Source organism: Rhodococcoides fascians NBRC 12155 = LMG 3623 (assembly GCF_001894785.1).
GTDB lineage: Bacteria > Actinomycetota > Actinomycetes > Mycobacteriales > Mycobacteriaceae > Rhodococcoides > Rhodococcoides fascians.
Window position 1 is genome coordinate 143,205 of sequence record NZ_BCWW01000001.1, and the last position, 23,219, is coordinate 166,423.

Sequence of the window (23,219 nt, forward strand, 5' to 3'; positions counted from 1 at the left end):
CTCCGTTACATCTGGTTGTTCTCGATCGAAGGATCTAGAACGGTGGCTCTTCGTCTCCGCCACGTCCGCCGAAGGAGCCCGACGCCGCTGGGGCACTGCCCCAGGGATCGTCTCCACCGGAACCGGAGTTGGACGAGGAGTTCGAGCGGCCGCCGCCCGATCCGCCGGAGGAACCCGAGCCGGAGTTGAAGCCGCCTCCGCCGCCACCTCCACCGCGATTGGCCTTGTTGACCTTTGCGGTGGCGTAGCGAAGTGAAGGTCCGATCTCGTCGACTTCGAGCTCGACGACTGTCCGCTTCTCACCCTCGCGCGTCTCGTACGAACGCTGCCGCAGCCGTCCGCTCACGATCACTCGTGAGCCTCGGGTCAGACTCTCGGCAACGTTCTCCGCTGCCTCGCGCCAGATGTTGCAGCGCATGAAGAGCGCGTCGCCGTCTTTCCATTCGTTCGTCTGACGATCGAATGTGCGCGGGGTGGATGCAACCGTGAAGTTGGCAACTGCCGCACCGGCGGGGGTGAATCGAAGTTCTGGATCAGCCGTCAAGTTTCCGATGACGGTGATGACGGTCTCGCCTGCCATGGTTCCTCTTTCAGTAGTAAGCGTTGTGAGTGCCAGCCTAGGGCCGGACACCGACAATTACTTGCCCTGTCGCAGGACCTTCGTACGCAACACGGACTCGTTGAGTCCGAGCTGACGATCCAGCTCGCTGACGGTGGCAGGCTCGGCGTTGAGGTTCACAACGGCGTAGATGCCCTCGGCATGCTTGAGGATCTCGTAAGCCAGACGACGCTTGCCCCATACATCGACCTTGTCGACGGTGCCGCCATCCTTGCGAACGACGTTGAGGAACGTATCGAGCGACGGAGCGACAGTGCGCTCGTCCAGATTGGGGTCGAGAATGACCATCAATTCGTAATGACGCATAAGACCTCATCACCTCCTGTGGACTAGTGAAAACGGCCACGGACTATCCGTGGCAGGAGGGTCGTTGCGTCAGCAACCCCTCGAAGATACACGACAGGGCCCTGACCTGCTAATTCCCTCTGGGCGCACAGTCGGGCATTCGCTCGTCATACTCTTGCACCATGCGATCCGGGGTCCGCGCCAGTCCGACGACGGTTGTCGTGGTCGTCGCGATGGCAGCAATCGGGTTGATTCTGGGATATCTGAACAAGGCCCGCTGCGCCGTCGCACCGTTCGACGAGTCCGGACGCAGCACGGTGTTCGACGCCATCAAGGACTCGTCCGTCTGCTACTCCGACATCCAGTTCCTGTGGCTCGGCCGCGATATCGACAATCACATATTTCCCTACATCCACGGGGCCATCACGAGCGACGGAATCCTCACCGGAGGGACGGTCGAGTATCCGGTTCTGAGCGGTCTGCTGATGTGGCTCGGCGCGATCCCGGCCCACACCGACGCGCAGTTCCTGTTGACCTCGGCACTGATCCTTGCACCGTTCGGGCTTCTCACCGCCTGGATGCTCGGGCGGATGGCCGGCTGGCCGGCGCTGCTGTGGTCCATCTCCCCACCCCTGGTGATGTACGCCTTCCACAACTGGGAGCTACCGGTCGTCGCCTCTGCGGTAGGTGCGATCTTCGTCATGACATTGCCGATTGCATTGCGGCGCAAGGCAATTGTGGCTTCGGTACTGCTGGCGATCGGCTTCTGCCTCAAGATCTATCCGGGCGCGTTCGTGCTCCCGCTCATTGCCTATGTCGTCACCGGCGGAACGAACGGTCGAGAAAAACCGGAGACCGTCCGTGGCCGCTACGACATACGCGGCGGCCTGCAGGTCGCCGGAGCCGCGATCGCCACCGTCGTCGCTGTCAACCTGCCGTTCGCCGTCATCGGTTACGAGGGCTGGCGCGCGTCCTTCACCTTCCAGTCGCTGCGCCAGGCGGACCTGACGACCAACTCCATCTGGTACTGGGGGCTGCGCCACTTCTACGTCAACGACCGCATGACGCCCGACGCGTACAACGACGCCGAAGCGTCGTTCCAAAAAGTCGTCGACGTGGCCTCGCCGCTACTGGTGTTCGTCGCGTTCGCGATCGCGCTGTGGCTCGGCTTCCGGCGCGCGAACGTGATCGGCACCTATCCCTGGGTCGCCGTGAGCGGGTCGATGCTGTGCGGCTTCATGCTGCTGCACAAGGTGCACTCACCCCAGTACACGCTGTGGCTGCTTCCCTTCCTCGTGTTGCTTCGGATCCCCTGGGGGATCGTCGCCGCGTACTTGATGGTCGATCTGTCGATGGGGATCGGCGTGTTCAAGTACTTCGCTGCGCTGGCCTCCGGCGTCGACGCCAACGACGAAGAATTCTTCGTCCTCGTCGGAGTCTGGGGGCGAGCGCTGCTGCTGGTGGTGCTGTTCGTGATGTTCGCCCGCGCTCGCCTGCGGTTTGCCCAGCCGGGCGAAACCGACTCGGAGTCGGTAACGTCGCCTCGTTCGTCGACGACATCTGTGACGGCATCACCGAGGCACTAGAGCTTCGGGAAACAGGGCGCTGGGGAAATAGCGCGCAGAGCGGGGCGGGGACATGGCACAGGTGTCGCAATCTCAGGGAAGTACCGAGGACGGCACTGCCGCGGTACGTCGGATCGGTTTGATCGAGGACCACGAATCCGTTGCGCTCGGCCTCAAGGCCATGCTGGCGGACGAACCCGATCTCGATCTCGTGATCATGGCCTCCACCGTGGACGAATTGCTCGCCCACCGAGAGCAGCTCGACCTGGTGGTACTCGATCTGCGCCTCGGCGACGGATCGTCTCCGCGCTCGAACGTGGAACAGTTGCACGCCGCAGGATCACGAGTGCTGGTGTACACCGGTGCCGAGAACGCATTCCTGGTTCGGTCCGCGGCACGCGCGGGAGTGCTCGGCGTGGTGCGCAAGTCCGCGCCCGCATCGGCCATCGTGTCCGCGATCCGGCGAGCCGCGAGCGGCGGGCAGGTGGTCACCACGGACTGGGCCGCGGCGATCGACGGCGATCCACAACTGCCCGACGTCGGTCTGAGCCCACGTCAACGCGAGGTGCTCGCCCTCTACGCGTCGGGCGAGAAGGCAGGACGCGTCGCCCGCCTGGCCGGACTGTCGGAACAGACCGTGAACGACTACCTCGTGCGCATCCGCAACAAATACGCCGAGGCGGGGCGTCCGGCACCGACCAAAACCGATCTGTACAAACGCGCGGTCGAAGACGGCTGGCTCCCGATGCCCGAGCTCCCCTCGCAGGACTGATGACCGGTTGGAACGCGATTCATGACGCATCCTCGGAGTTGACGGTTCAAATGCCCATAGAAATCAGGGCAGCGAGTCTGTGATCGACCTGTGAGAATGAGTTGACTCAGGTTTAGACCGTCTCAACCTGCCTCGGCCCTCGGGAGAACTGATGTCCGCACTGCTCGATCCCATGCCCTCGGAACACAGCGACTCCATCTCTGCCGCACCGCTCGCTCGCGGACTGATCAGCCTGGTGCCGCCCGCTGAGCAGAGCGACAAGTTTCCCACTCGGCCCGGCCTGACCGACCGTGAGATCGAGGTACTGCTCTGCTGGATTCGCCTCGACTCCAAGACCGAGGTCGCCAAGGCGCTGTTCCTGTCGCTGGGAACCGTCAACACCCACTTGACGCGCATCCGCGCGAAATACACCTCTGTCGGACGGTCCGCCCCGACCAAGGCCGCCCTGGTGGCCCGGGCCCTGCAGGACGGACTCGTCGACATCTCGGAGCTGTAAGTCTTCGAGCTGATGTGGTTCGAAGCGAAGGTCAGACGTGGACTTCGGTGTCCACGCCTTCGCTCTCGAGACGCTTGTTGCGTCGGATGCTGCTGATCAGTGCCGCACCGATGAAGAGGATTCCGACGAAGCCGGTGATCAGTTCGTTGATGTGAACGCCGATCGACACGAGCAGGATGAGGGCCAAGGCACCGATTGCCCAGTGCGCGCCGTGCTCGAGGTACACGTAGTCCGACAACGTTCCCTTGCGAACGAGGAACACCGTGATCGAGCGAACGAACATGGCACCGATGAAGCCGAGGCCGAGCGCGATGATGATCGGGTCCGCGGTGATGGCGAAGGCTCCGATGACACCGTCGAACGAGAACGACGCGTCGAGGACCTCGAGGTAGAGGAACAGGAAGAAGCCGGCCTTGCCGGTCGCCTTCGCCAGTTCGCTCGGGCCGCCGGAGGACTCTTCGCCCTCTTCCTCGATGTGGAACAGTTCGCCGAGACCGTTGACGGCAATGTAGGTGATCATGCCGAGCACGCCGGAGACCATGACGGTGGAAATCTTGTCGTCGTCGGCGAGGAATTCGGCGCTGAGCACGAGCAGCAGGCCCGCGACGACAACGGACAGCTGATCGAGGCGACCGATCCGGGCGAGAGGCTTCTCCAGCCAGCTCAGCCAGGTGATCTCGCGATCCTCGAAGATGAAGCCGAGGAAGAGCATCAGCAGGAACATGCCGCCGAAGGCTGCGATCTGCGGATGTGCGTCGGTGAGGAGCGTTTCGTAGCTCGGCGAACCGTCCGGGAAGGTCGCGGCACCGTCGGCGGGCGGGTTGAGCGCTAGGTCGATGGCGGCGACCGGACCGAGGCCCGACGCAGCCCAGACGATGACCAGCGGGAACAGCAACCGCATGCCGAACACGGCGATGACGATGCCGATGGTGAGGAAGATCTTCTGCCAGAACTCACTCATCCGTCGCAACACGGTGGCGTTGATGACGGCGTTGTCGAAGGACAGGGACACTTCGAGCACACCGAGGATGAGGACGAGAATCATCGCCTCGAGTCCGCCGTACAAGAAGGCCACGATGACGGACACGATGGTGACCGCAATCGACCAGCCGAAGATTCTCATAACCACGTCAGTGGCCTTTCTGGCTAGGAGCAGAGCCCGCAGGCGCGACCAAGTTGGGGGACGAAACGGAAAAACCCCCGCCCATCATGAATGACGAGGCGGGGGTATCCCCAATCTTGGGAGCGCCTTTACTAGACGTTTACTCCGAAGTCCCGGGCGATGCCTGCGAGTCCGGACGCGTAGCCCTGGCCGACTGCGCGGAACTTCCACTCCGCGCCGTTGCGGTACAGCTCGCCGAAGACCATCGCGGTCTCGGTCGAGGCATCCTCGCTGAGGTCGTAGCGAGCAAGCTCGGAGTTGTCGGCCTGGTTGATGACGCGGATGAACGCGTTGCGCACCTGACCGAACGACTGCGAGCGAGCGTCCGCATCGTAGATCGACACGGGGAACGTGATGGTCTCGATCTCCGGCGGCACAGCGGCGAGATCGACCTTGATCTGCTCGTCGTCTCCGTCGCCTTCACCGGTCGTGTTGTCCCCGGTGTGCTCGATGGAGCCGTCGGGAGACTTCAAGTTGTTGAAGAACACGAAGTGCCCGTCGCTCAGGGCCTTCTTCGTCGAGTTCAATGCGATGGCGCTGGCATCGAGGTCGAAGTCGGTGCCCGTCGTCGTGCGGATGTCCCAACCGAGGCCGACCACGACCGCGGTCAGGTTCGGTGCTGCCTTGGTGAGCGAGACATTGCCACCCTTGCTGAGGCTGACGCCCATTGAGAGGTCCTTTCGCAATTGGTTTCCCGTTACGGGTACAACCGTAGTGGGAATGTCCGGTTTCTGGACGTACTCGACCAACGAGCGCGGTGATGCGGAGGTTCCCGTCGGTAGTATCGAACAGGTGACAAGTCGCTGGCCTGGGGTGTTTCGCCGAGGTTCCGAATCGGACGCCGCCGCGCGTCGTTCCCAGGACGCCGCTGTCGCCGCCTTTCTCGACATGGACAAGCGACAGTCCATCGCATCCGCCGGCGTCGAGGCATCCACCGCGCTGCGCCCGGAGGACGGACTCGCCCGCCGATGGTTCGATACCGAGAAGCTGTGTTTCGACGCGGGAGCGGCGTATCTCGCTGCCGTCGAACAGTTCGACGGAATCACCACTGCCGCCGCGAGGTCGGCATTCGACAACGCGACGCGGCTGCTCCACGACGCCAGCGTCGCCGTCGATCGTTTCTACGAGGCTCATCGCAGCACTCTCGAGCACGCCTCGGCACAGTTCGCGGCCACCCCGCGCCTGGTGCAGGACGCGCTGGCCGAGGCGGACGCTGCGCGGTCCACCGTCGACGAGCAGTACGCCACCTATCCATCATTGCGGCAGGCCTGGAACGAACTGGACTCCGCCACAACACAATTGAACGATGTTCGACGGGATCCGCTGCGTGCGCGAGAGCAGGCCGCCGTCGTCCGGGACAGGTCCACTGCGTTGCGCGAGGCGGTTCGCTCGGCTCCCGGTCGCCAGCAGGAGGCCCGGACCGCACTGGTCTCGGTGCGGACCCGAATCGAAGCCGTACGAACGAGATCCGAGGGGATCGCGCCGGCCTTCTCGAGTTTGCTTCGCGAATTCAATGCCAAGAGCTCGGCAGATCTATCGCACAACGAACGATCGAGCACACGCCACATCGAACAGGCCGACGAGGATCTGCGAGCGGCCCGTTCGGCGCTCGACACGGGCAACCCCGAGCAGGCCTTGGATCTCGTCGCCCAGGCCCGGTCGCACCTGACCGATGCCGAGCACCTGGTCGATGCCGTCACCGATCGTGTTCGCCTGCTGCGCGCAGTCAAAGCCGATCCGAGCGAGACCGAGAGCAAGGTCCGGTTCAAACTTCGTGACGCTCAACAACTCGCGATCAATCGGGGTCTGGTTGCCGAATGGGGCTCGGTGCTGGATGCTCAGCTCGCCCGGATCGACAGGGCGAGCAACGCACTGACGGGTACCCATCCCGACTACTGGTCATATCTGCAGGATCTGGCTACCATTTCGGACTTCATCGCAGGCGTGATCGAACGCATGCGCAGCTAGCACCGACCGCATTCACACGAAGGATCATGGTGCAACACTTTCGCCATCTCGACGCCGACACCCGCGAACGCATGTTCTTCCTGCAACCGGAGGACATCGCGGTCAGCGACGGAAACAACGTCGTAGCAACAGCACTCGGTGCGACGCTGTACATTCCCGCGACCCGTGCGGACCTGACCGCGACGGTGCACAAGCGCACCGACGAGGGCGTTCGATCGATCGTGATCGATCTCGAAGATGCAGTCGCAGATCATGATCTGCAGTACGCGGTGGAGAACACCATCCGAACTCTGAACGAACTCTCGGGTTCGAATGCACTGGTGTTCGTCCGAGCCCGCACGGCCCAACAGATTCGGACGGTCTGCGCCGGTCTGGCTCCTGGGGCCGCTGGACTTGCCGGTTTCGTCGTACCGAAGTTCACCTCGGCAACCGGAGCCGAGTACCTCGACGAGATTCTCGCCGCATCCACCGCGCACGACACCCGCTTGTTGGCGATGCCGGTTCTCGAGTCGGCCGAGGTGGTCCACCGCGAAACACGCGACACCGAACTCGTTGCCATCCGGGAACTACTGGGAAAATACCGAGACATCGTGCTGGCCGTCCGCATCGGAGCCACCGACATGTGCGGCACCTTCGGCATTCGCCGCGACCGTGACCTGACGATCTACGACGTCCGCGTCGTAGCCGACGTGATCAGCGCGATCGTCAATCATCTGGGCCGCAACGACGGATCGGGATTCGTCATCACCGGGCCGGTGTGGGAGTACTTCGCAGACCACGAACGCATGTTCCGGCCATTGCTGCGCCAGACGCCGTTCGCCGACCAGGAGGCCGTGCGCTTCCGGCAGCAACTGGTCAGCAGCGACTTGGACGCACTGCTGCGCGAGGTCGCCCTCGACCGCGCCAACGGTATCCAGGGCAAGACGGTCATCCATCCATCCCACGTTCCTGCCGTGCACGCATTGTCCGCAGTGACGCACGAGGAATACCACGACGCCCTCGACATTCTGGCCTCCGATCAGGGCGGCGCGCAGGCCTCCGGCTACCGAAACAAGATGAACGAGCTGGGACCACATCGCAATTGGGCGAAACAGACGATGGTCCGCGCCCGGGCATTCGGGGTCACCAACGAAGGGATCACGTTCGTGGACCTACTGACGGCGTTGGCTCAGCGATGACCGACAACCCGGCCGACGGCATCGTCCTGACCGACACCGGCTCCTCGTCGTCGTGGACGGCACGACAACTGGTGCGTCCCGGCCTACGCCGTAATCCCCGACGGGCACATCTGTTGGTGTCCACTGTGCTCGGCAAACACATACCCGTGGATCCGGACGTCGTCATCGGTGCCGGCGATGAATTGGCCGGCCTGGTCGCCGCGGCGGTCGACGGCTCCGACGTCGATGTTCTCGGATTCGCGGAGACGGCAACGGGATTGGGTCACACGGTGGCAACCGCCCTCGATGCGCGTTGCTATGTGCACTCGACCCGCCGCACGGTACCGGGCATGACGGTGCACGGAGAGTTCGAGGAAGGGCACTCGCACGCCACCGACCATCTGCTGATGCCGACCTCGGCGGACCTGCTCGGCGGCGAACTACCCCTCGTTCTCGTCGACGACGAGATCTCGACCGGAGCCACCGCGCTCGATGCGCTCCGCCAGATCCATTCCACGGCTGCGCGTTCCCACTACGTCATCGCATCCCTGGTGGACATGCGCAGCGCCGAGCATCTCGACGCGACCGCAGCAACGGCCACCGAACTGGGCGTCGTGATCGACAACGTCAGCCTCGCTCAGGGATCGGTCGAGCTGACACCCGGGCTCGTGGAGACGGTTCTGAGCCTCCCCGATCCGACGTTCAATCCGATTGCTGCACAACCCGGTTCGGTACGCCGCATCGACGCGCCCTGGCCCGCAGCTCTACCCGACGGCGGCCGCCACGGCTTCCTCGGGTCCGATGCGGCCGGGTTCGACGACGCGATCGAAGCAGTCGCGGCCACCGTCGACGCGGCGCTCCCCGACTCGGGTGCCGTCGTGGTCGTCGGCCACGAGGAGCTGATGTACCTGCCGTTACGCCTGGCGGCAGCGCTGCAACGACGCGGACACAGCGCACTGTTCCAGACGACCACCCGCTCGCCCGCCTATGTCCTCGACGTGGCGGGCTACCCACTGCGCCGGGGCTTCGAATTCGCAGCACCCGAGGACGAATCCTCTCTGCGCTACCTCTACAACGCCGACGCGCCGGCCGGCTCGACCCTGGTGTTCGTCGCCGATGCCCCCGCGGATACCGACGCACTCACCGCCGCGGCGGAGACACTCGCGGCGGCGGGCACCGACGTGCTGGTCGTAGTCGTGACCGGTGCCGATCCGCAGGCGCTCGAGATCGCCAGACGCGCCCGTCCGCTGCGTGGGCCCGAGTTCGGCTCGTACGCGCCGGACGAGGTGACCTGGCTACTCAAAGACCTGTCGGGGATCTCGCTGGAAGCGGCAACGGCGGAGCGCGAGAGGGCAATTCAGGCCGGAACGGCGCACTATGCCGAATCGCTACCGGTCGAATACCAACCCGATCTTGCGTATCGCGAACTGTTCGAGAAGGTACTGCACGAGAGTGTGGCGCGGCTCGCGGTCGCCGTCGGAACCGTCACCGAGGTGGTGCTCACCGAGCGCGGACACGACATCGTGCTCGCGTCACTGGCCCGGGCCGGTACTCCGGTGGGAATTCTGATGCGGCGCTGGGCTTTCGCCGCCCACGGCATCGAGATACCGCATTACGCCGTCTCGATCGTGCGTGATCGGGGTATCGACAGCGTCGCTCTGCGCTACCTCGCCGAGCACCACGATTCACGCTCGGTGGTGTTCGTGGACGGCTGGACCGGCAAAGGTGCCATTGCACGCGAACTCACAGCGGCACTACGCGACTTCCCTGGGGCGGACTTCGACGACGATCTGGCTGTGCTCGCCGATCCCGGACACTGCGCTCGCACCTACGGGACCCGAGACGACTTCCTCATCGCATCGGCCTGCCTGAATTCGACCGTCTCGGGCCTCGTTTCGCGAACTGTACTCAACGACAGTCTCATCCGGCCGGGTGATTTCCACGGCGCGAAATACTACGCAGACCTCGCTCCCGACGATGTCTCGCGGCATCTACTCGACGCGGTGACGGCTCGATTCGACGACGTGCGTGACGAGGTCGCGGAGACGGTGTCGTCGGTGCTCGCGTCCGACAGAACTCCCACCTGGTCGGGATGGGCATCGGTGGAGAAGGTCCGCCAGGAGTACGGCATCTCGCACGTCAACTTCGTCAAGCCCGGCGTCGGCGAGACCACGCGGGTGCTGCTACGCCGAGTACCGTGGCGCGTGTTGGTACGCGACGCGAATGCTCCGGAGCACCAACATATTCGGATGCTCGCCGAAGCCAGGGGAGTACCGGTCGACGTGGTACCCGACCTCGCCTACTCGTGCATGGGTCTGATCAAGAACGTCTCGACCGAGGATGCCTCGTGAGCGCCCTCGTCGCCGTCGACCTCGATCGCACGATGATCTTCTCCGAAGGCGCGCTCGGTGTGCCCCTGGACGAGACGTTCGAGTGCGTGGAGGTGTACGAGGGTAAACCGTTGTCGTACATGAGCATTCGGTCGATGTCGCTGCTCCGCGGGTTGAGCGAGAGCGTCACCGTGGTTCCGACGACGACGCGAACCATCGAACAGTTCCGGCGTATCGACCTGCCGGGTGCCCCGTGGCGGTACGCCATCACCAGCAACGGTGGCAACATTCTCGTCGACGGTGAGCCGGATACGGCCTGGCGCAAGGGCTTCGATCTGGACCTGGCCGGCATCGGCGCAGAGTTGAGATCGAGGGTCTCCGAGGACTGGGTGCTCAAATACCGCGAGGCCGACGGCCTGTTCTGCTACCTCGTCGTCGACGTCGCCGCCGTCCCGCCGGACTTCGTCTCGGACTGGTCGCAGTGGTGCGCGGCACGCGACTGGAACGTCTCCCAGCAAGGCCGCAAGATCTACACGATGCCCAACGCGGTGTGCAAGAGCTCCGCCGTGGCCGAGGTCCGTTCCAGGCTGGTTCAGGACGGTTCCCTGGATGCCGAGGCCGGCGTGTTCGCTGCCGGTGACGGCGCACTCGACGCCGAGATGCTCATGGCCGCCGACGAGGCAGTTCGGCCGCGGCACGGCGAGCTCGAACTGCTGGGGTTCACCCGCCCCGGGTTGACCGTCACCGATTCCTCCGGCGTACGGGCCAGCGAGGATATTCTCGAGTGGCTGCGGAACCGAACCACTGCGCACCGCGTCTAACAGTTCGTCGGGGGGACAGGCGCGTGGCAAGGGGTGGGCATGGCGAATCCGTACGAGGAACTCGAAGCGACGATCGACGGGATAGTCACCAACATATTCGTGACCCCTGTGGGGCCCGAGCTCGTCGGCACCATGCTCGGGGAGGCGTTCGAGAAAGCGAACGGAGCTTTCGACTACCGCGGTGACTACGAACCCAACGAAGTGACGATCACCGAACCGTTCGAGGTGATGTCACACGAGGACATCGCGGGCATGGTCGGGTCGTTGGCCATCGGTCCCATTGCTACCTCGTCGAAGAACTGGAACGACCTCTCGGCCGCCGCCGGCTCCGGATCCGACGGCTTCCGAACGGGTATCGAGGCGGCCATGGCGTCGGGCTGGTCCGGGCCGATGTCCGACGCCGTTCGCGGCGGCGTGGGCGACTACGTCTCGTCGGCGTCCGCGCTGGCCACGTCGATGAGTCTGATCGGGAACAAACTGCTCGAAGCGCACGCAGGATTCGAGCAGACCAAGTCGAGAATGCCGCCGGTGGTCGCGTCCGAGAGCAGCACCCTGATCGGTTCCCTGCTCCCCGTTCCGTTCGCTACCAAAACGGCGACGGCGGTGCAGGAAGAGCAGCAGAACGAAGCCCGTCGCATCATGCGATCGGTGTACGTACCGGGCGTGGTGCTGTCCGACACCAACGTTCCGGTATTGCCAACGGCGCACAATCCCGTCGACGGCGGAGGCGGTGGTTCCACCGGCGGCTGGGCAGGCGGTTTTCCGGCAGGCAGTTTCCCGGCCGCCAGTGAGAGCGGCGGTGCGACGTCCGGTGGGGGCGCAAGCTCTGCAGGAACCCTCGATCCCGCAGCGCAGTCGGCTGCGCAGCAGACCGATGCCGGCACCGCGACGCCTGGACAATCGGGCCCCGGGCAACCGGGTTCGAGTCCATCCGGACCGCTGCCGCCTGCAGATCGGTCCGGGGAAACCCGGGCCGCCGCAGCCGGTGGCCCCGGAAATGCTCCCGGGGGACTCGGAAGCAACGTGGGAGGCGGCGGTTCCTCGGGGACAGGCTCCCCGGGTGCCGGCTACGGCGGCTCGGGCTACAACGGATCCGGTGGCGGTGTGGGTTCCGGTGCAGGTTTCGGCGGCTCTGTTCTCGGGTCTCCGATCGGTTCCGGCGGTTCCAGCGGCGGCCCGGGCGGCGCGAGTGCGGCGGCGGCCGGTCGAGCAGGGGCTCACGGTATGCCCGGAGTGGGCGGTATGGGCGCGGCGGGAGGTCGTGGCACCGGCGACAACGACGGAGAACACACCACCCCCGGCTATTTGATCGACGTCGGCAACGGCAGCGAACTGATCGGCGACCTGCCACTCGTCGCACCCCCTGTGCTCGGCGGCTGACGGTGACGCAGTGGACCGTGCGCGGCATGGATTTCGCGATGCTCTGCAGTCGTTTCGGACGGGATCGGCTGCCCTACCCTCTGGCCGTCACCGTCGACGTCGATACCGAGGGTCAGCTCCGACAGCTGCGGCGCGAAGCGTCGGCGAGGATCGACGCGCTGGTGGACGAGCGGCTCGAGGCGGCCGTTGGAGTGGTGATCGACCCCGCTGTGCGCATCGAATGCCGAAGCGACACACACGATCTCGGGCAGAGCCCAGTGCGCGTTCATGCAGCGGTGACCCATGATCTCGCGGTTGTCCTCACCCAACGACCTGGGCCGGACTGTTCGGTCACGATCGACACGGTCACCCCGGCATCTGCCCCCGTACGAATCGCCGAGTCCGTGCCGACCGTGCAGGCCGGACGCCGTGCGGCCGCCACCCTCGAACATCCCTGCACTGCAACCACATCGAGCGGAGCAATCCTGTCCACGGCCACTCGACACGCGACTGCGGACGAGAAATTCGAGGCGTTCTTCGCCCGACCGCGATCGGCAGTCGGCGAGGTGATCGTCGCGCGCGGCGCCACCTACGACCACCGCCGCGATACCGATGCCGTCTCGTTCTTCTGGATGGACTTCGACGGGGACGGCCGCTACCTTGTTCGGTCCCACGCGTCGATCGACGTCGTGCCCGCCGATTCCACCCGATTGGTCGCGGAAATCGGGCGACAGTTGGAGTCGGCCTTACGCCGATGACACAGCCCACCCCTTGACACCGTATCGATTTTCGATAGGTTATCGATATTCGTTGTTATCGACTATCGATATGGAGGCGGCGGGATGGCATACGGACTGGGTTCGGCACGAGCCAACAAATGGGCAATGGTGTTCTACGCAGGAGCGGCAGTGGTCTGGTCCGGCTGGAAGGCTTGGAAATACCACTCCTCGGATTACGTCAGCGCAATGGTCACGCCGCGCTACAACTCGCCGACCATCGAGTTGCTCGGCGGCCGGCTGCAGCCGGGCAACGCCGTCGAACTTGCTGTTGCCAAGAGCGACGTCCAGAGACTCATCGGGATGATCGACTTCATGCGATACGGCGAGATCGTGGCCGGCGGAATCGTCATTCTGATAGGGATCTTCTTCGCGTACCGGTTCTTTCTCAACGTGATCGAGGAAACTCCGTTCAGCACCCGCGCCAGCATCGACCTGGTTGTGGTTGCCGTCTGCCTGGTCCTGTACCCGGTCATTACCGGGGGCCTACGAGTGATGAGTACCAATGCCATTCAGAGCGCGCTCGAGACGACCGATGTCACCGATACCGCAGGGAGCCTCGGCGCATTCTGGCTTGCCGTGATCGTCGCAGTGGTCCTGCAGTTCGTCTACGGAGTGCTCCGTCAGGGCTCCAAGCTCGCTCGCGATGCCGATGGTCTGGTCTGATGGCCGAGGAGTTCGTCGACCATCTCGTCGTGTGTCATCTCGGCGAGATCCTCGAAGCCCGCGGCATGACGCTCGCCGAGCTGTCGCGTCTGGCCGGGGTCAGCGTCGTCAATCTGTCGGTACTCAAGAACGACCGCGCCAAGGCCATCCGATTCTCCACCCTGACCGCCGTATGCCGGGTGCTCGGCTGCACCCCGGGTGACCTGTTCACCCTCCGCCAGATCTGACCGACAGGCCTTCGCGGTCACATCAGTCGGACAAATCGACCAAGTACATTGGATGACGGTAACCAGCACTTCGAGAGAGAGTCCACCACATTGTCTGCTCCGGCCGGTCAACCGTTGTCCAAGGGTCAGAACGGCCCCCTCACCGTCGGCGACGTCGTCGTGTCCATCGCCCTGGCGGTGCCGGCCGACCTGTCTGCACTTCTGGTCACCGACGCCGGAAAGGTGCGCACGGACGCCGATTTCGTGTTCTTCAATCAGCCGACCGGCCCCGGCGTCCGCCTCGAACCCGGGCAGGGCGGGCCGGCGCGGCTCGCCGTCTCGCTCGGTGCTGTTCCGTCCGATATCGAGCAGATCCGTGCGGTCATCACCCTCGACGACGCGTCGAGCAACTTCGGCCGATCTGCACCCCCGGTCGCGCGAGTCAGCGACACAGCGGGAAATGTGTTGTACGAGTACACGATCGAGGGCCTCAGCTCCGAATCCATCGTCATTGCGCTGGAGATCTACCGCCGCCAGGGGAGCTGGAAAGTGCGCGCCGTGGGGCAGGGCTACGCGGGTGGTTTCGCTGCGTTGGTGACCGATCACGGTGTCTCCGTGGACGACGCGCCGGCTCCCACCCCGCCCCCTGCACCGCCGACGCCACCCGCCCCGGCCGCGCCTCCCGCAGCCCCTCCCGCCCCGGTTCGCTCCGAAGCTCCGGAAGTCAGCCTCACCAAGTCCAAGCCCGTCAGTCTGTCCAAGGGCCAGAAGGTCACTCTCCGCAAGGACGGCGGCGTGGCCCTGACGGTGATTCGCATGGGCCTCGGCTGGGACCCGGTGACGACCCCGAAGAAGGGTGGACTGTTCGGCGGCGGAGGCCGTGCGGCGAACATCGACCTGGACGCGTCGGCGATCATGCTGGCAGATCGCAACGTCAACGATGTCGTCTACTACGGCCAGCTCAACGCCAAGGACGGGTCGATCACCCATAAGGGAGACAACCTGACCGGTGAGGGCGAGGGCGACGACGAGGTCATCGTCGTCGATCTGACGCGAGTACCCCAGCACGTCACCGGCATCGTCTTCACGGTCACCTCGTACCGCGGCCAGACGTTCGAGCAGGTCGCCAATGCGTTCTGCCGGCTGGTCGACAACACCACCAACACCGAACTCGCCCGCTTCACCCTGCAGGGCGGCATGCCGTTCACGGGATTGGTGATGGCAAAGGTCTACCGCCAGGGCAGTGAATGGAAGCTACAGGCCATCGGCGACGGCATCCAGGCCAAGCACGCCGGTGAAGCCGTCAAGCAGCTCGGCCGCTATATGTGACCGCACGCCGACCGGTTCGATCTGCAGCGCCGTCGAGTACGCCACCGAGCGGGTCGACGGCGCTGCCGTTTCGAATGAGATCCTCCGACGGCCGGTAGATCTGCCGAACGATCAACGCGCACAAGCCGATCACTGCGATATCGCGCACGACCACGGTGGCGGTGAACCACTGTTCGGGCAGACCCTTGTTGTCCACGCCCAGGTAGTAGTACATCCGGGGGAACCAGACGAACGCGTCGATTGCCATCCACGCCAACAGGATTCGACGATGCGGTAGAGCCAGCACCGCGAGAGGGACCAGCCACAGCGAGTACTGGGGACTCCACACCTTGTTGGTCAGCAGGAACCCGGCCACCACCAGAAACACCAACTGGGCCAGCCTCGGCCGGGTCGGAGCCGTCGTACCGATGTAGGCGATCAGCGCACACACGACGGCGAAGAGCAGCAGCGTGACTGCGTTGAGAACCAGCGGCTTGTCCCCTGGATAGAGGGGGCCGTCGAAGCCCGTCCATCCGGTGAAGGAAGTGACGACGTTGTACAGCGAATCGGGGTCGGCTCCGCGCTCGGAGTTGAGCCGGAAGAACTCGTACCACCCCGTCGGATACAGCAGGGCCAGTGGAAGATTGACCGCAAGCCAGGCCCCGAGGGCAGCCGCTGCGGTCAGCCCCCACTCGCGCATGCGGCCGGCCCGCCAGCACAACACCAGCAGCGGTCCGAGGAACAGCAACGGGTAGAGCTTGGTGGCACCGCCGAGGCCGAGTAGTACACCGGCTAGTACGGGCCGCTTCTTGGCCCAGGCCAGCAGACCGGTGAGCGCGAATGCCGTTGCGAGAGCGTCGAAGTTGGTGAATCCATGCACGATCACCAGCGGTGAGGCAGCCACCAGGGCAGCGTCCCAGATGCGTCGCCCCGCCGAGATCGCCGTCGCCCACACGGTGACCAGCCACGCGACGGCCAATCCCAGAGCAACGACGTTGAAATAGACGACCACAGGCAGGGCTTGCGGCAGGAAACTCAGTGAGTTCCATGCCTTTCCGACGACCATCGAGCCGTACTGGTACAGGCCGGCAATGACCGGGTACTCCATGTACCGGATCTGACTCGACCCGTCGGCCTTCGTTTCTTCCCAGGACTTCTTGTACGGAAACGCACCTTGGTCGAGCCGCTCGGCACCGTAGAGCGGCACGGTGTCCGAGTAGCACATAGCCACGTACTGGCGACTGCCGCTCCAGTCGAGACCGAGTTCACCGTTCGGACCCACCGGTGCCTGTTGAATGCACGCCGCCTTGGCAAACCAACCGAAGCAGAGAAAGACCACCGCGAGCAACAGGATGACCCGCAGCGCAGTGAACCACCGTTGCCGACCGACCAGAGCGTGCGCGCCCACCGGCCCGCCGATGACCGAGGACAGTTCCTCGGTCATCGGATCGGTACGGCTGGGTGCGTCACGGTCCGTTGCACTCGCCGTGTCCAGGCGACCAGGACTGGCAAGGGCTCTGCCCTTGCGCTCGGGTTCGGTCGTCACCGTTCGGTGCTACTGGCCGGGAGTCGCCGGTTCGGGGGCTGCCGGCTCGGGTGCTGCCGGTGGCTGTGCGGGCTGAGCCGGGGCCAGACCCGGCAGCGGAATGGTGACGCCCGGCAGAATCTCGACCTGACGCGGCGTGATGACCACCGGCGGCGAAATCTCCGTCGGGATCGGCAGAGTCACGGGCGGCGGCGCGGACGGAGCCACCGTCGTGACCGGGGCGGCCGGTGCCGAGTACTGCGGGACACCTGCCTGACCGGCGATGGCCTCGGGCGTCGGGAACGTCTCGTTCGAGGTGCCCTCGAGCGTGCCGTCCATCGTCGCCTTCCAGATGTCCGACGGTATGCCCGATCCGTAGATCGGACCGCCGTAACTGTTCTCGAGCGGCAAGCCCTGCTCGGTACCGACCCACACCGCTGTCGACAGTGACGGGGTGTAGCCGACCATCCAGGCGTCCTTGTTCTGTCCGGTATCACCGAGCTGCGCGGTACCGGTCTTCGCCGCCGATTGACGACCACCCGCGAGGTTGTGACCGTTGGAGTACCCGGCGATCGGACGCATCGCCGACGTCACGTTGTCGGCCACCGCCGCCGAGACGACCTGCTGACCGGCCTCGGGTGCACGATCGAGCAACACCGTGCCGTCGGCCGTGACGACCTTCTGCACGAAGTGCGGGGTGTGGTAGACGCCGGAGGCTGCCAGTGTGGCGTAGGCCGAGGCCATATCGATCACCCGCGACTGGTACTGGCCGAGCACGATTCCGTAGTTCGGGCCCGCGTTGTCGGGCTCGGTCAGCGTGGGGCCGACGCCCTCGATCTCCTGCGGGATACCGAGCTTGTGTGCCATGTCCGCGATCGCCTGCGGGCCGTTGTCCATGCCCAGCATCATGCGGTAGAAGCTCGTGTTCAGCGACCGCTTGAGGGCTTCGGCGATGGTGCACGTGCCACAGGATTCGCCCTCGACGTTGCTGATCTGGATGCCGTTGACGTCGAGCGAGGAACTGTCGTACATCTTCGAAAGCGGAATGCCTTGGTCCAAGGCAGCGGCGAGGCCGAACACCTTGAACGACGATCCGGTCTGCAACCCGGACTGAGCGAAGTCGAAACCGCGCCCGTCCGCGCCGCCGTAGTACGAGCGGACCGCGCCACTGCGCGGATCGATCGACACCGACGCCGTGCGCAGCTCCGACGGCTCACCCTGCAGGTTGTTGTCCACGGCCTCGACCGCGGCGGCCTGCGCCCTCGGGTCGATCGTCGTCGTGATCTGCAGACCCTCGGTGTTCAGATCCTGATCACTGACCCCGACAGCCGACAGTTCACGCAAAACCTGCGCCTTGATCAGACCGTTGGGACCTGCGTCGGCGGCATCACCCGAATCGACCTGAGAAATGGGGACCCACTGCGGATACTGCATCGCCGCACGCTGAGTCGCATCGAGCTGGCCCTGCGAGACCATGCCGTCGAGCACGTAGTTCCACCGCGACTGGGCCCCGGTGGGGTTGACTTCCGGATCGAGTCCGGACGGCTGCTGGATGGTCGCAGCCAGTACTGCGCCTTCCTCGACCGAGAGCTGATCCACGGATTTGCCGAAGTACGCCGTCGACGCGGCAGCGATGCCATAAGCGCCACGACCGAAATAGATGGTGTTCAGATACGCCGCGAGAATGTCGTCCTTGGACCATTGGCGAGCCATCTTCGACGAGATGACCAGCTCCCGCATCTTGCGCGTCAACGTCCGCTCGGAGCCGACCACCGCATTCTTGACGTACTGCTGGGTGATCGTGGAACCGCCGCCCGCGCTGTCACGTCCGAGCACGTTGTCGCGCAGGGCACGGCCGAAGCCGGTCACCGAGAACCCGGGATTGGAATAGAAGTCGCGATCCTCCGCCGAGAGCACGGCGTTACGTACGTGCTCCGGAATCTGGTCGATCGTGACATCGGTTCGGTTGCCCTCGGGTGGCACCACCTTGCCGAGCACGCTCGACCCGTCGGAGGCGAAGATCGTCGCAACCTGATTGGTCCTGAGGTCACCGGGCCGCGGGACGTCCACCAGCGTGTACGCCACCATGAACAGCAGAATCGGCACTATCAGGCCCAAGGCGACCAACGCATACAACGTGCGTCGAACTACCCGCCACTTGGACTTGGTCGTTCCGCCGGCTCCACTCCGGGACTTCTTCTTCGTTTTCGCGGCGGAACCTCTTTCGGGGGGCTCGGGCGGTTCGTTGCCCGAGGAGCTAGCTGATGGATCGTTCGGTTCGTGTGGCGGCGGCACGGATCCCGATCGGATAACACCTGCCGTGGCGTAGCGACCGTCACCGGACGGGCGACCCTGCGGTGGCATCGGACGCTGACCCGGAGGCGGACCCGGACGTTGGCCGGCGGGAGGCATCGGCGGTCGACCCTGCGGTGGCATCGGACGCTGCCCAGGAGGGGGCCCGGGGCGCTGACCCGGAGGAGGCACCGGACGCTGACCCGGAGGTGGCATCGGCGGTCGACCCTGCGGTGGCATCGGACGCTGCCCGGGAGGCGGTCCGGGGCGCTGACCCGGAGGCGGTAGCGGACGTTGGCCCGGAGGAGGCACCGGACGTTGGCCCGGTGGGGGTACCGGACGACGTCCGGGCGGATCGGAATGGCGGCTGCCGCGCGGTGGTCCGGGCACGTCGGGGCGCCGTCCGGAGTCGCTACGGCCAGGTTCGTTGTTACCCGGGTTGTTGTCGTAGGGGGAACTCACGTACGAATCTCCAGTAATCTCGGCGGCCGCGTCGAATTCTCGGTGGCTGGGTTCAGCGAAGCGATTGTGTCATTCACTCGCAGTTCGACGGTTCGGTTGACGGGATCCCGATCGTGGGCGACGGGGTTGCTTGGGTGCGGGCACGGCCCCGAGGACGTAGGACTGGACGAGGTGATTCCAGCTGCACGAGCGGCAGACCTCGACCACATGGACCGAAAATTCCTCTTGGGTGGCAGCCAGCCGACCGAGTTCGTCGGCCGTTCTCGCGGAGCCGGACAGGGGTCCGAGCTTCTCGCCGAACACCCACGACACCAGCGTGAGCTGCTCCTTCCGGCAGATCGGGCACACTACGTCGCTGCCGCGGCCGTGGAACTTGGCGGCACGTAGAAGATAGGGATCTGCATCGCAGACCGCTGCCACGCCCGTCCTACCGGAGTAGACCTCGGCCAGCAGCGACCGACGCTGAAGGGCGTAGTCCACCACCTGTCGCTGAAGTCGCACGAGAACCAGAGTACGTGCGGCAGTGTCGATGGAGACCTGCGATCCCCGCCTGGACGACGATCGACCCCCATTCCTGGGCCGAGAAACTATGCTCCACCTGTGCCGACGCGACTGTCACCCAGTACGCGAGCGCGTGATGTGGATCGCACCGATACTTGCGCCACGTTGGACGAAGCACTCGCCGATGGCCAGCTGTCCGATTTCGAGCACGCCGCAAGGATCGATCTGGCGAAGGAAGCCGACACGATCGCCGATCTGCACGCCCTCATCGAGGACCTTCAGAACGACACCGATCTGCCGCCGATGGCCGACCCGATCGAGTTCGCGCATCCGATCACGACGGCAAAGGGCTCACGCCTGGGCTTCATGGCCGTCGCGGTCCCTGCCGTTGCCGCACTCGTGGCGCTCACATTCGGCATTCGCGCGTGCTCGAACACCAATGACCCCGAATCGGGTCTCGGGTCGGCCGGGTACAAGAATCCTGCAGTCGTCGTGGATATCGTCGATGCACTGCAACAGAAGATCGGCACGTCGGTGGTCGACAGACTCGGGCTGTACGAGGACTACGCCGTCATTTCGGCACCTGCACCCGGGGTGCCACAGAAGCAGGTCAGCTACACCTATCGGAACGGCGTGATCGGCGACTACGACGACAATTTCTCGAGCACCCGCGACTTCGACGAACCTCAGATCGACCTGGCGACGGTCGATCTGACGAAGGCAGCGGGGATCATCGCCGGTGCCCGCGAGAGCTTGAACGTGAGTCGCATCGACAGCTACAACGTGAGCTTCCACGGCAGCGACAACGGTCCGCAAATTTCCGTCTCCGCCGACAACACCGACCACGAAAGCGGAACTCTCCTGTTCGATCCCGCAGGCAACCTCCTGCGTGTCACGCCGTTTTCGTTCGGCTGATGTGTCCGGAAAGGAGGCCGCAGGATGGCACCACGACCCGATTTTCGCGCCCGTGACATCGACCGCGCGCTGACCGCCACCGTTCTGGATTCCGCATACGCCGACGGCCAGCTCACCTTCGACGAGCACCGCCTACGCAGCGAACGTGCGCGGGTGGCCATCACCCTGCGCGATCTGCGACGCCTGGTCTCCGACCTACAACTCGACATCGACCTTCCGGAACCACCGCCGCGAACATCCGAACCGAAGAACCGGCTACTGCTGGCACTCGGCTCGGTCGTCATCGTGACTGTAGGGCTGGTGGTGTTTCTGTCGACCAGGACCGGCGAAGAACCGGTTCCGACTGCTGCCGTCGTCGCGTCCACGACGACGCGCAGCGTGACCCCCACCGTGCCAATGGACCTGCCGGTCGATGTCACCCCGATAGTCGCCCGCCCGTTCGTTTTCGACACGGCTGCCGGACTCGACGATTTCCGAGAACGCTACGTGCAACGTTTCGGCAGTTCGCAGGTTCTCGAGGTGTTCATTCAGATGGACGGCAACCGTGCCGACGTCTATCGCCCGACGGCAGAGGGCAGACGAGAGCGCGTGTTCGTCTCCGGTGGGTTCGAGGTGTATCACGAGACCGAGCCGCCCGAGGAACAAGAGGCGCTCTTCGACTGGGCCACAATCGATTCCGCGGTTCTGGCTGGCCTCGTCGCGGGAACGCCCGACGCCGTCGGGGTCCCGGACGCCGCCGTCGAATACGTCATGATCACCGACTCCCGCGGTGAGCAGCGCATCTCGATCACCGCACACAACGACGACGACCAGGGTGGCCGAGTCGAAGCGGACTTCGCGGGCAACATCGTCTCGGTAAGCCGCTAGACTCCGCGAATCATGTTGCGTGTCGGCTACTTCGGGCTCTCGTGCGTGATGGCGCGGTAACCGGTTGCCCCTGCCCTGTCGACTGCGGCCTTGACGACGCCGAACACCGCACCGTGGACAGCTGCCGCGATCAGCACCTCTCGGACGGAGCGACTCAGATCCTTCGGGTCGGGGGCCGCCGCATCGTCGTCGCCGACGTGCTTCCACACCTGCTTGAACACCGCGCCGGCCGCCAGCCCGCCGAGCACACTCGTCGCCAACGACATCGGTCTGTAGAACGCCTTCGATACTGCACTCATCGAAATACCTTTCTCGTACGTCGGCGACGAAGAAGAACCGTCACCAACACTGCGGTCACCACGAAGCCCACGGCCCCAGCGGCAGTGCCGGGCCTACTGCGCACCGCATCGGAGGCACGTGTCGCCTGACGAGAGGCCTCGTTGCCCACTCGGGTGGGGATGTCGGCTTTGGCCGCGAGAGCGGCGACGGTGTCGGCCAGTTCGGAACGCTGCTCCTCGATGCCGGGCGGCTGATCGGAGTTGCCGGGAACGCTGTGGGCCGGTGTGTCGGTCATCGGATTCCTTCCTTCACCGCGGTGATGTCGTCGCCGATACGTGCTGCGGTGTCCTCGGGAATCGGTGGCAAGGCTTTCTTGGCCCGGGACGCGCCGACTGCGGCCAGGATGCCCCCGATCGCCAGCACCACGATCGCGACGATCAGCGCTGCGAGCCATGCGGACAGCACTGTCGCCAGTCCGAGCACTGCGGTAGCGATCAAGGTGGCGAGCCCGAGGAACAGCAGCAGCGCACCCGCGCCGGAGATTCCGACGCCTACCCCGAGGCAGCTTCCCTTGCTCTTGACTTCGGCGAGTCCGGCGTCGATCTCGGTCCGGACGAGCGTCGAGACCTGAGTAGTCAGTCGCTCGATCAGCTGCACCGTCGACAGGTCCGCCACGTGGGAACCGCGCTCGGACTCGCCGTTCGACAGCGGGGGCGGTTGATCGTATTCGTGCATGATGCGCTCCTTCGATGTAGTGCCGTCCTGTGTCGATACCCGCGAAGGACCCCGAAAAACACGCCCACAAATGCCGATTCGCGCGATGTAACCGGCCATTGGTTTGTCACTTCATGTATCGGCGCGATACATTCTCCGATAGTGTGGCTCATC

General features: G+C 64.8%; 24 protein-coding genes. 14 read left to right on the top strand and 10 right to left on the bottom strand.

Annotated elements, in window-relative coordinates:
- Positions 1-34: 34 nt before the first annotated feature.
- Complete coding sequence (locus RFA01S_RS00770; protein WP_027495079.1) at positions 35-580, bottom strand: single-stranded DNA-binding protein; 546 nt, start codon at positions 578-580, stop codon at positions 35-37.
- Positions 581-637: 57 nt separating this feature from the next.
- On the bottom strand, positions 638-925 hold the full coding sequence (gene rpsF / locus RFA01S_RS00775; protein ID WP_008711385.1) for a 30S ribosomal protein S6: 288 nt from the start codon (positions 923-925) through the stop codon (positions 638-640).
- Between the two features lie 161 nt (positions 926-1,086).
- Between rpsF and RFA01S_RS00780 the strand changes: the two genes are divergently transcribed.
- The 3 genes from RFA01S_RS00780 (at position 1,087) to RFA01S_RS00790 (ending at position 3,737) form a co-directional block, all read left to right on the top strand.
- The gene (locus tag RFA01S_RS00780; RefSeq protein WP_032407929.1) at positions 1,087-2,490 is read left to right on the top strand and encodes a glycosyltransferase family 87 protein; all 1,404 of its coding nucleotides are present in this window, start codon (positions 1,087-1,089) and stop codon (positions 2,488-2,490) included.
- Between the two features lie 52 nt (positions 2,491-2,542).
- On the top strand, positions 2,543-3,241 hold the full coding sequence (locus RFA01S_RS00785; RefSeq protein ID WP_048318943.1) for a response regulator transcription factor: 699 nt from the start codon (positions 2,543-2,545) through the stop codon (positions 3,239-3,241).
- Between the two features lie 151 nt (positions 3,242-3,392).
- A complete protein-coding gene (locus RFA01S_RS00790) occupies positions 3,393-3,737 on the top strand; it encodes a response regulator transcription factor (RefSeq protein WP_032389419.1) in 345 nt (114 codons plus the stop codon).
- A 31-nt stretch (positions 3,738-3,768) separates the two neighbouring features.
- Here the strand turns inward: RFA01S_RS00790 and RFA01S_RS00795 are convergent, their stop codons facing one another.
- Positions 3,769-4,866 carry a DUF475 domain-containing protein gene (locus tag RFA01S_RS00795; protein ID WP_032373439.1) on the bottom strand — a complete coding sequence of 366 codons (1,098 nt, stop codon included), beginning with the start codon at positions 4,864-4,866 and terminating at the stop codon, positions 3,769-3,771.
- 125 nt (positions 4,867-4,991) lie between these two features.
- Positions 4,992-5,567 carry a TerD family protein gene (locus RFA01S_RS00800; RefSeq protein ID WP_027495074.1) on the bottom strand — a complete coding sequence of 192 codons (576 nt, stop codon included), beginning with the start codon at positions 5,565-5,567 and terminating at the stop codon, positions 4,992-4,994.
- A 220-nt stretch (positions 5,568-5,787) separates the two neighbouring features.
- Between RFA01S_RS00800 and RFA01S_RS00805 the strand changes: the two genes are divergently transcribed.
- From RFA01S_RS00805 to RFA01S_RS00845, 9 genes are all read left to right on the top strand, one after another.
- Positions 5,788-6,867: a hypothetical protein gene (locus RFA01S_RS00805; protein WP_032407974.1), complete on the top strand. Its 1,080-nt coding sequence runs from the start codon at positions 5,788-5,790 to the stop codon at positions 6,865-6,867.
- A gap of 29 nt (positions 6,868-6,896) precedes the next feature.
- Complete coding sequence (locus RFA01S_RS00810; RefSeq protein WP_032407975.1) at positions 6,897-8,045, top strand: HpcH/HpaI aldolase/citrate lyase family protein; 1,149 nt, start codon at positions 6,897-6,899, stop codon at positions 8,043-8,045.
- Positions 8,042-10,375 carry a phosphoribosyltransferase gene (locus RFA01S_RS00815; RefSeq protein ID WP_081371239.1) on the top strand — a complete coding sequence of 778 codons (2,334 nt, stop codon included), beginning with the start codon at positions 8,042-8,044 and terminating at the stop codon, positions 10,373-10,375. The genes RFA01S_RS00810 and RFA01S_RS00815 overlap by 4 nt, the downstream gene beginning before the upstream one ends.
- Complete coding sequence (locus RFA01S_RS00820) at positions 10,372-11,175, top strand: HAD family hydrolase (RefSeq protein ID WP_032407930.1); 804 nt, start codon at positions 10,372-10,374, stop codon at positions 11,173-11,175. The genes RFA01S_RS00815 and RFA01S_RS00820 overlap by 4 nt, the downstream gene beginning before the upstream one ends.
- Positions 11,176-11,214: 39 nt before the next feature.
- Complete coding sequence (locus RFA01S_RS00825; protein WP_052060819.1) at positions 11,215-12,555, top strand: PPE domain-containing protein; 1,341 nt, start codon at positions 11,215-11,217, stop codon at positions 12,553-12,555.
- Between the two features lie 2 nt (positions 12,556-12,557).
- Positions 12,558-13,292, top strand: a complete 735-nt coding sequence (locus RFA01S_RS00830; protein ID WP_032407931.1) for an ESX secretion-associated protein EspG — start codon at positions 12,558-12,560, stop codon at positions 13,290-13,292.
- Between the two features lie 84 nt (positions 13,293-13,376).
- The gene (locus RFA01S_RS00835; RefSeq protein WP_238325149.1) at positions 13,377-13,976 is read left to right on the top strand and encodes a DUF2975 domain-containing protein; all 600 of its coding nucleotides are present in this window, start codon (positions 13,377-13,379) and stop codon (positions 13,974-13,976) included.
- Positions 13,976-14,203: a helix-turn-helix domain-containing protein gene (locus RFA01S_RS00840; RefSeq protein ID WP_027495068.1), complete on the top strand. Its 228-nt coding sequence runs from the start codon at positions 13,976-13,978 to the stop codon at positions 14,201-14,203. Before RFA01S_RS00835 ends, RFA01S_RS00840 begins: the two co-directional genes overlap by 1 nt.
- Before the next feature lie 90 nt (positions 14,204-14,293).
- A complete protein-coding gene (locus tag RFA01S_RS00845) occupies positions 14,294-15,511 on the top strand; it encodes a TerD family protein (protein WP_230591618.1) in 1,218 nt (405 codons plus the stop codon).
- Here RFA01S_RS00845 and RFA01S_RS00850 read toward each other — a convergent pair.
- From RFA01S_RS00850 to RFA01S_RS00865, 3 genes are all read right to left on the bottom strand, one after another.
- Entirely contained in the window at positions 15,486-16,934 is a 1,449-nt protein-coding gene (locus tag RFA01S_RS00850; RefSeq protein ID WP_052060828.1) for a glycosyltransferase family 87 protein, read from the bottom strand. The genes RFA01S_RS00845 and RFA01S_RS00850 overlap by 26 nt on opposite strands.
- Positions 16,935-17,045: 111 nt before the next feature.
- Positions 17,046-19,523 carry a transglycosylase domain-containing protein gene (locus RFA01S_RS00855; RefSeq protein ID WP_371829083.1) on the bottom strand — a complete coding sequence of 826 codons (2,478 nt, stop codon included), beginning with the start codon at positions 19,521-19,523 and terminating at the stop codon, positions 17,046-17,048.
- Positions 19,524-19,838: 315 nt separating this feature from the next.
- Positions 19,839-20,270, bottom strand: a complete 432-nt coding sequence (locus tag RFA01S_RS00865) for a DUF5318 domain-containing protein (RefSeq protein ID WP_027495064.1) — start codon at positions 20,268-20,270, stop codon at positions 19,839-19,841.
- 99 nt (positions 20,271-20,369) lie between these two features.
- Here RFA01S_RS00865 and RFA01S_RS00870 point away from each other — a divergent pair, with 99 nt between their 5' ends.
- Together RFA01S_RS00870 and RFA01S_RS00875 are read left to right on the top strand one after the other, a co-directional pair.
- Positions 20,370-21,185: a DUF1707 SHOCT-like domain-containing protein gene (locus RFA01S_RS00870; protein WP_238325151.1), complete on the top strand. Its 816-nt coding sequence runs from the start codon at positions 20,370-20,372 to the stop codon at positions 21,183-21,185.
- Positions 21,186-21,209: 24 nt separating this feature from the next.
- Entirely contained in the window at positions 21,210-22,052 is an 843-nt protein-coding gene (locus tag RFA01S_RS00875; RefSeq protein WP_032407933.1) for a DUF1707 SHOCT-like domain-containing protein, read from the top strand.
- Positions 22,053-22,078: 26 nt separating this feature from the next.
- Here RFA01S_RS00875 and RFA01S_RS00880 read toward each other — a convergent pair whose 3' ends face one another.
- From RFA01S_RS00880 to RFA01S_RS00890, 3 genes are read right to left on the bottom strand one after another with little or no spacing between them, the layout of a single operon-like run.
- Positions 22,079-22,351, bottom strand: coding sequence for a DUF4235 domain-containing protein (locus tag RFA01S_RS00880; protein ID WP_032367666.1), 273 nt, complete (start codon positions 22,349-22,351; stop codon positions 22,079-22,081).
- Entirely contained in the window at positions 22,348-22,626 is a 279-nt protein-coding gene (locus tag RFA01S_RS00885) for a DUF3618 domain-containing protein (RefSeq protein ID WP_032407934.1), read from the bottom strand. Before RFA01S_RS00885 ends, RFA01S_RS00880 begins: the two co-directional genes overlap by 4 nt.
- Positions 22,623-23,066, bottom strand: coding sequence for a phage holin family protein (locus RFA01S_RS00890; RefSeq protein ID WP_238325152.1), 444 nt, complete (start codon positions 23,064-23,066; stop codon positions 22,623-22,625). Before RFA01S_RS00890 ends, RFA01S_RS00885 begins: the two co-directional genes overlap by 4 nt.
- Positions 23,067-23,219: the final 153 nt, after the last annotated feature.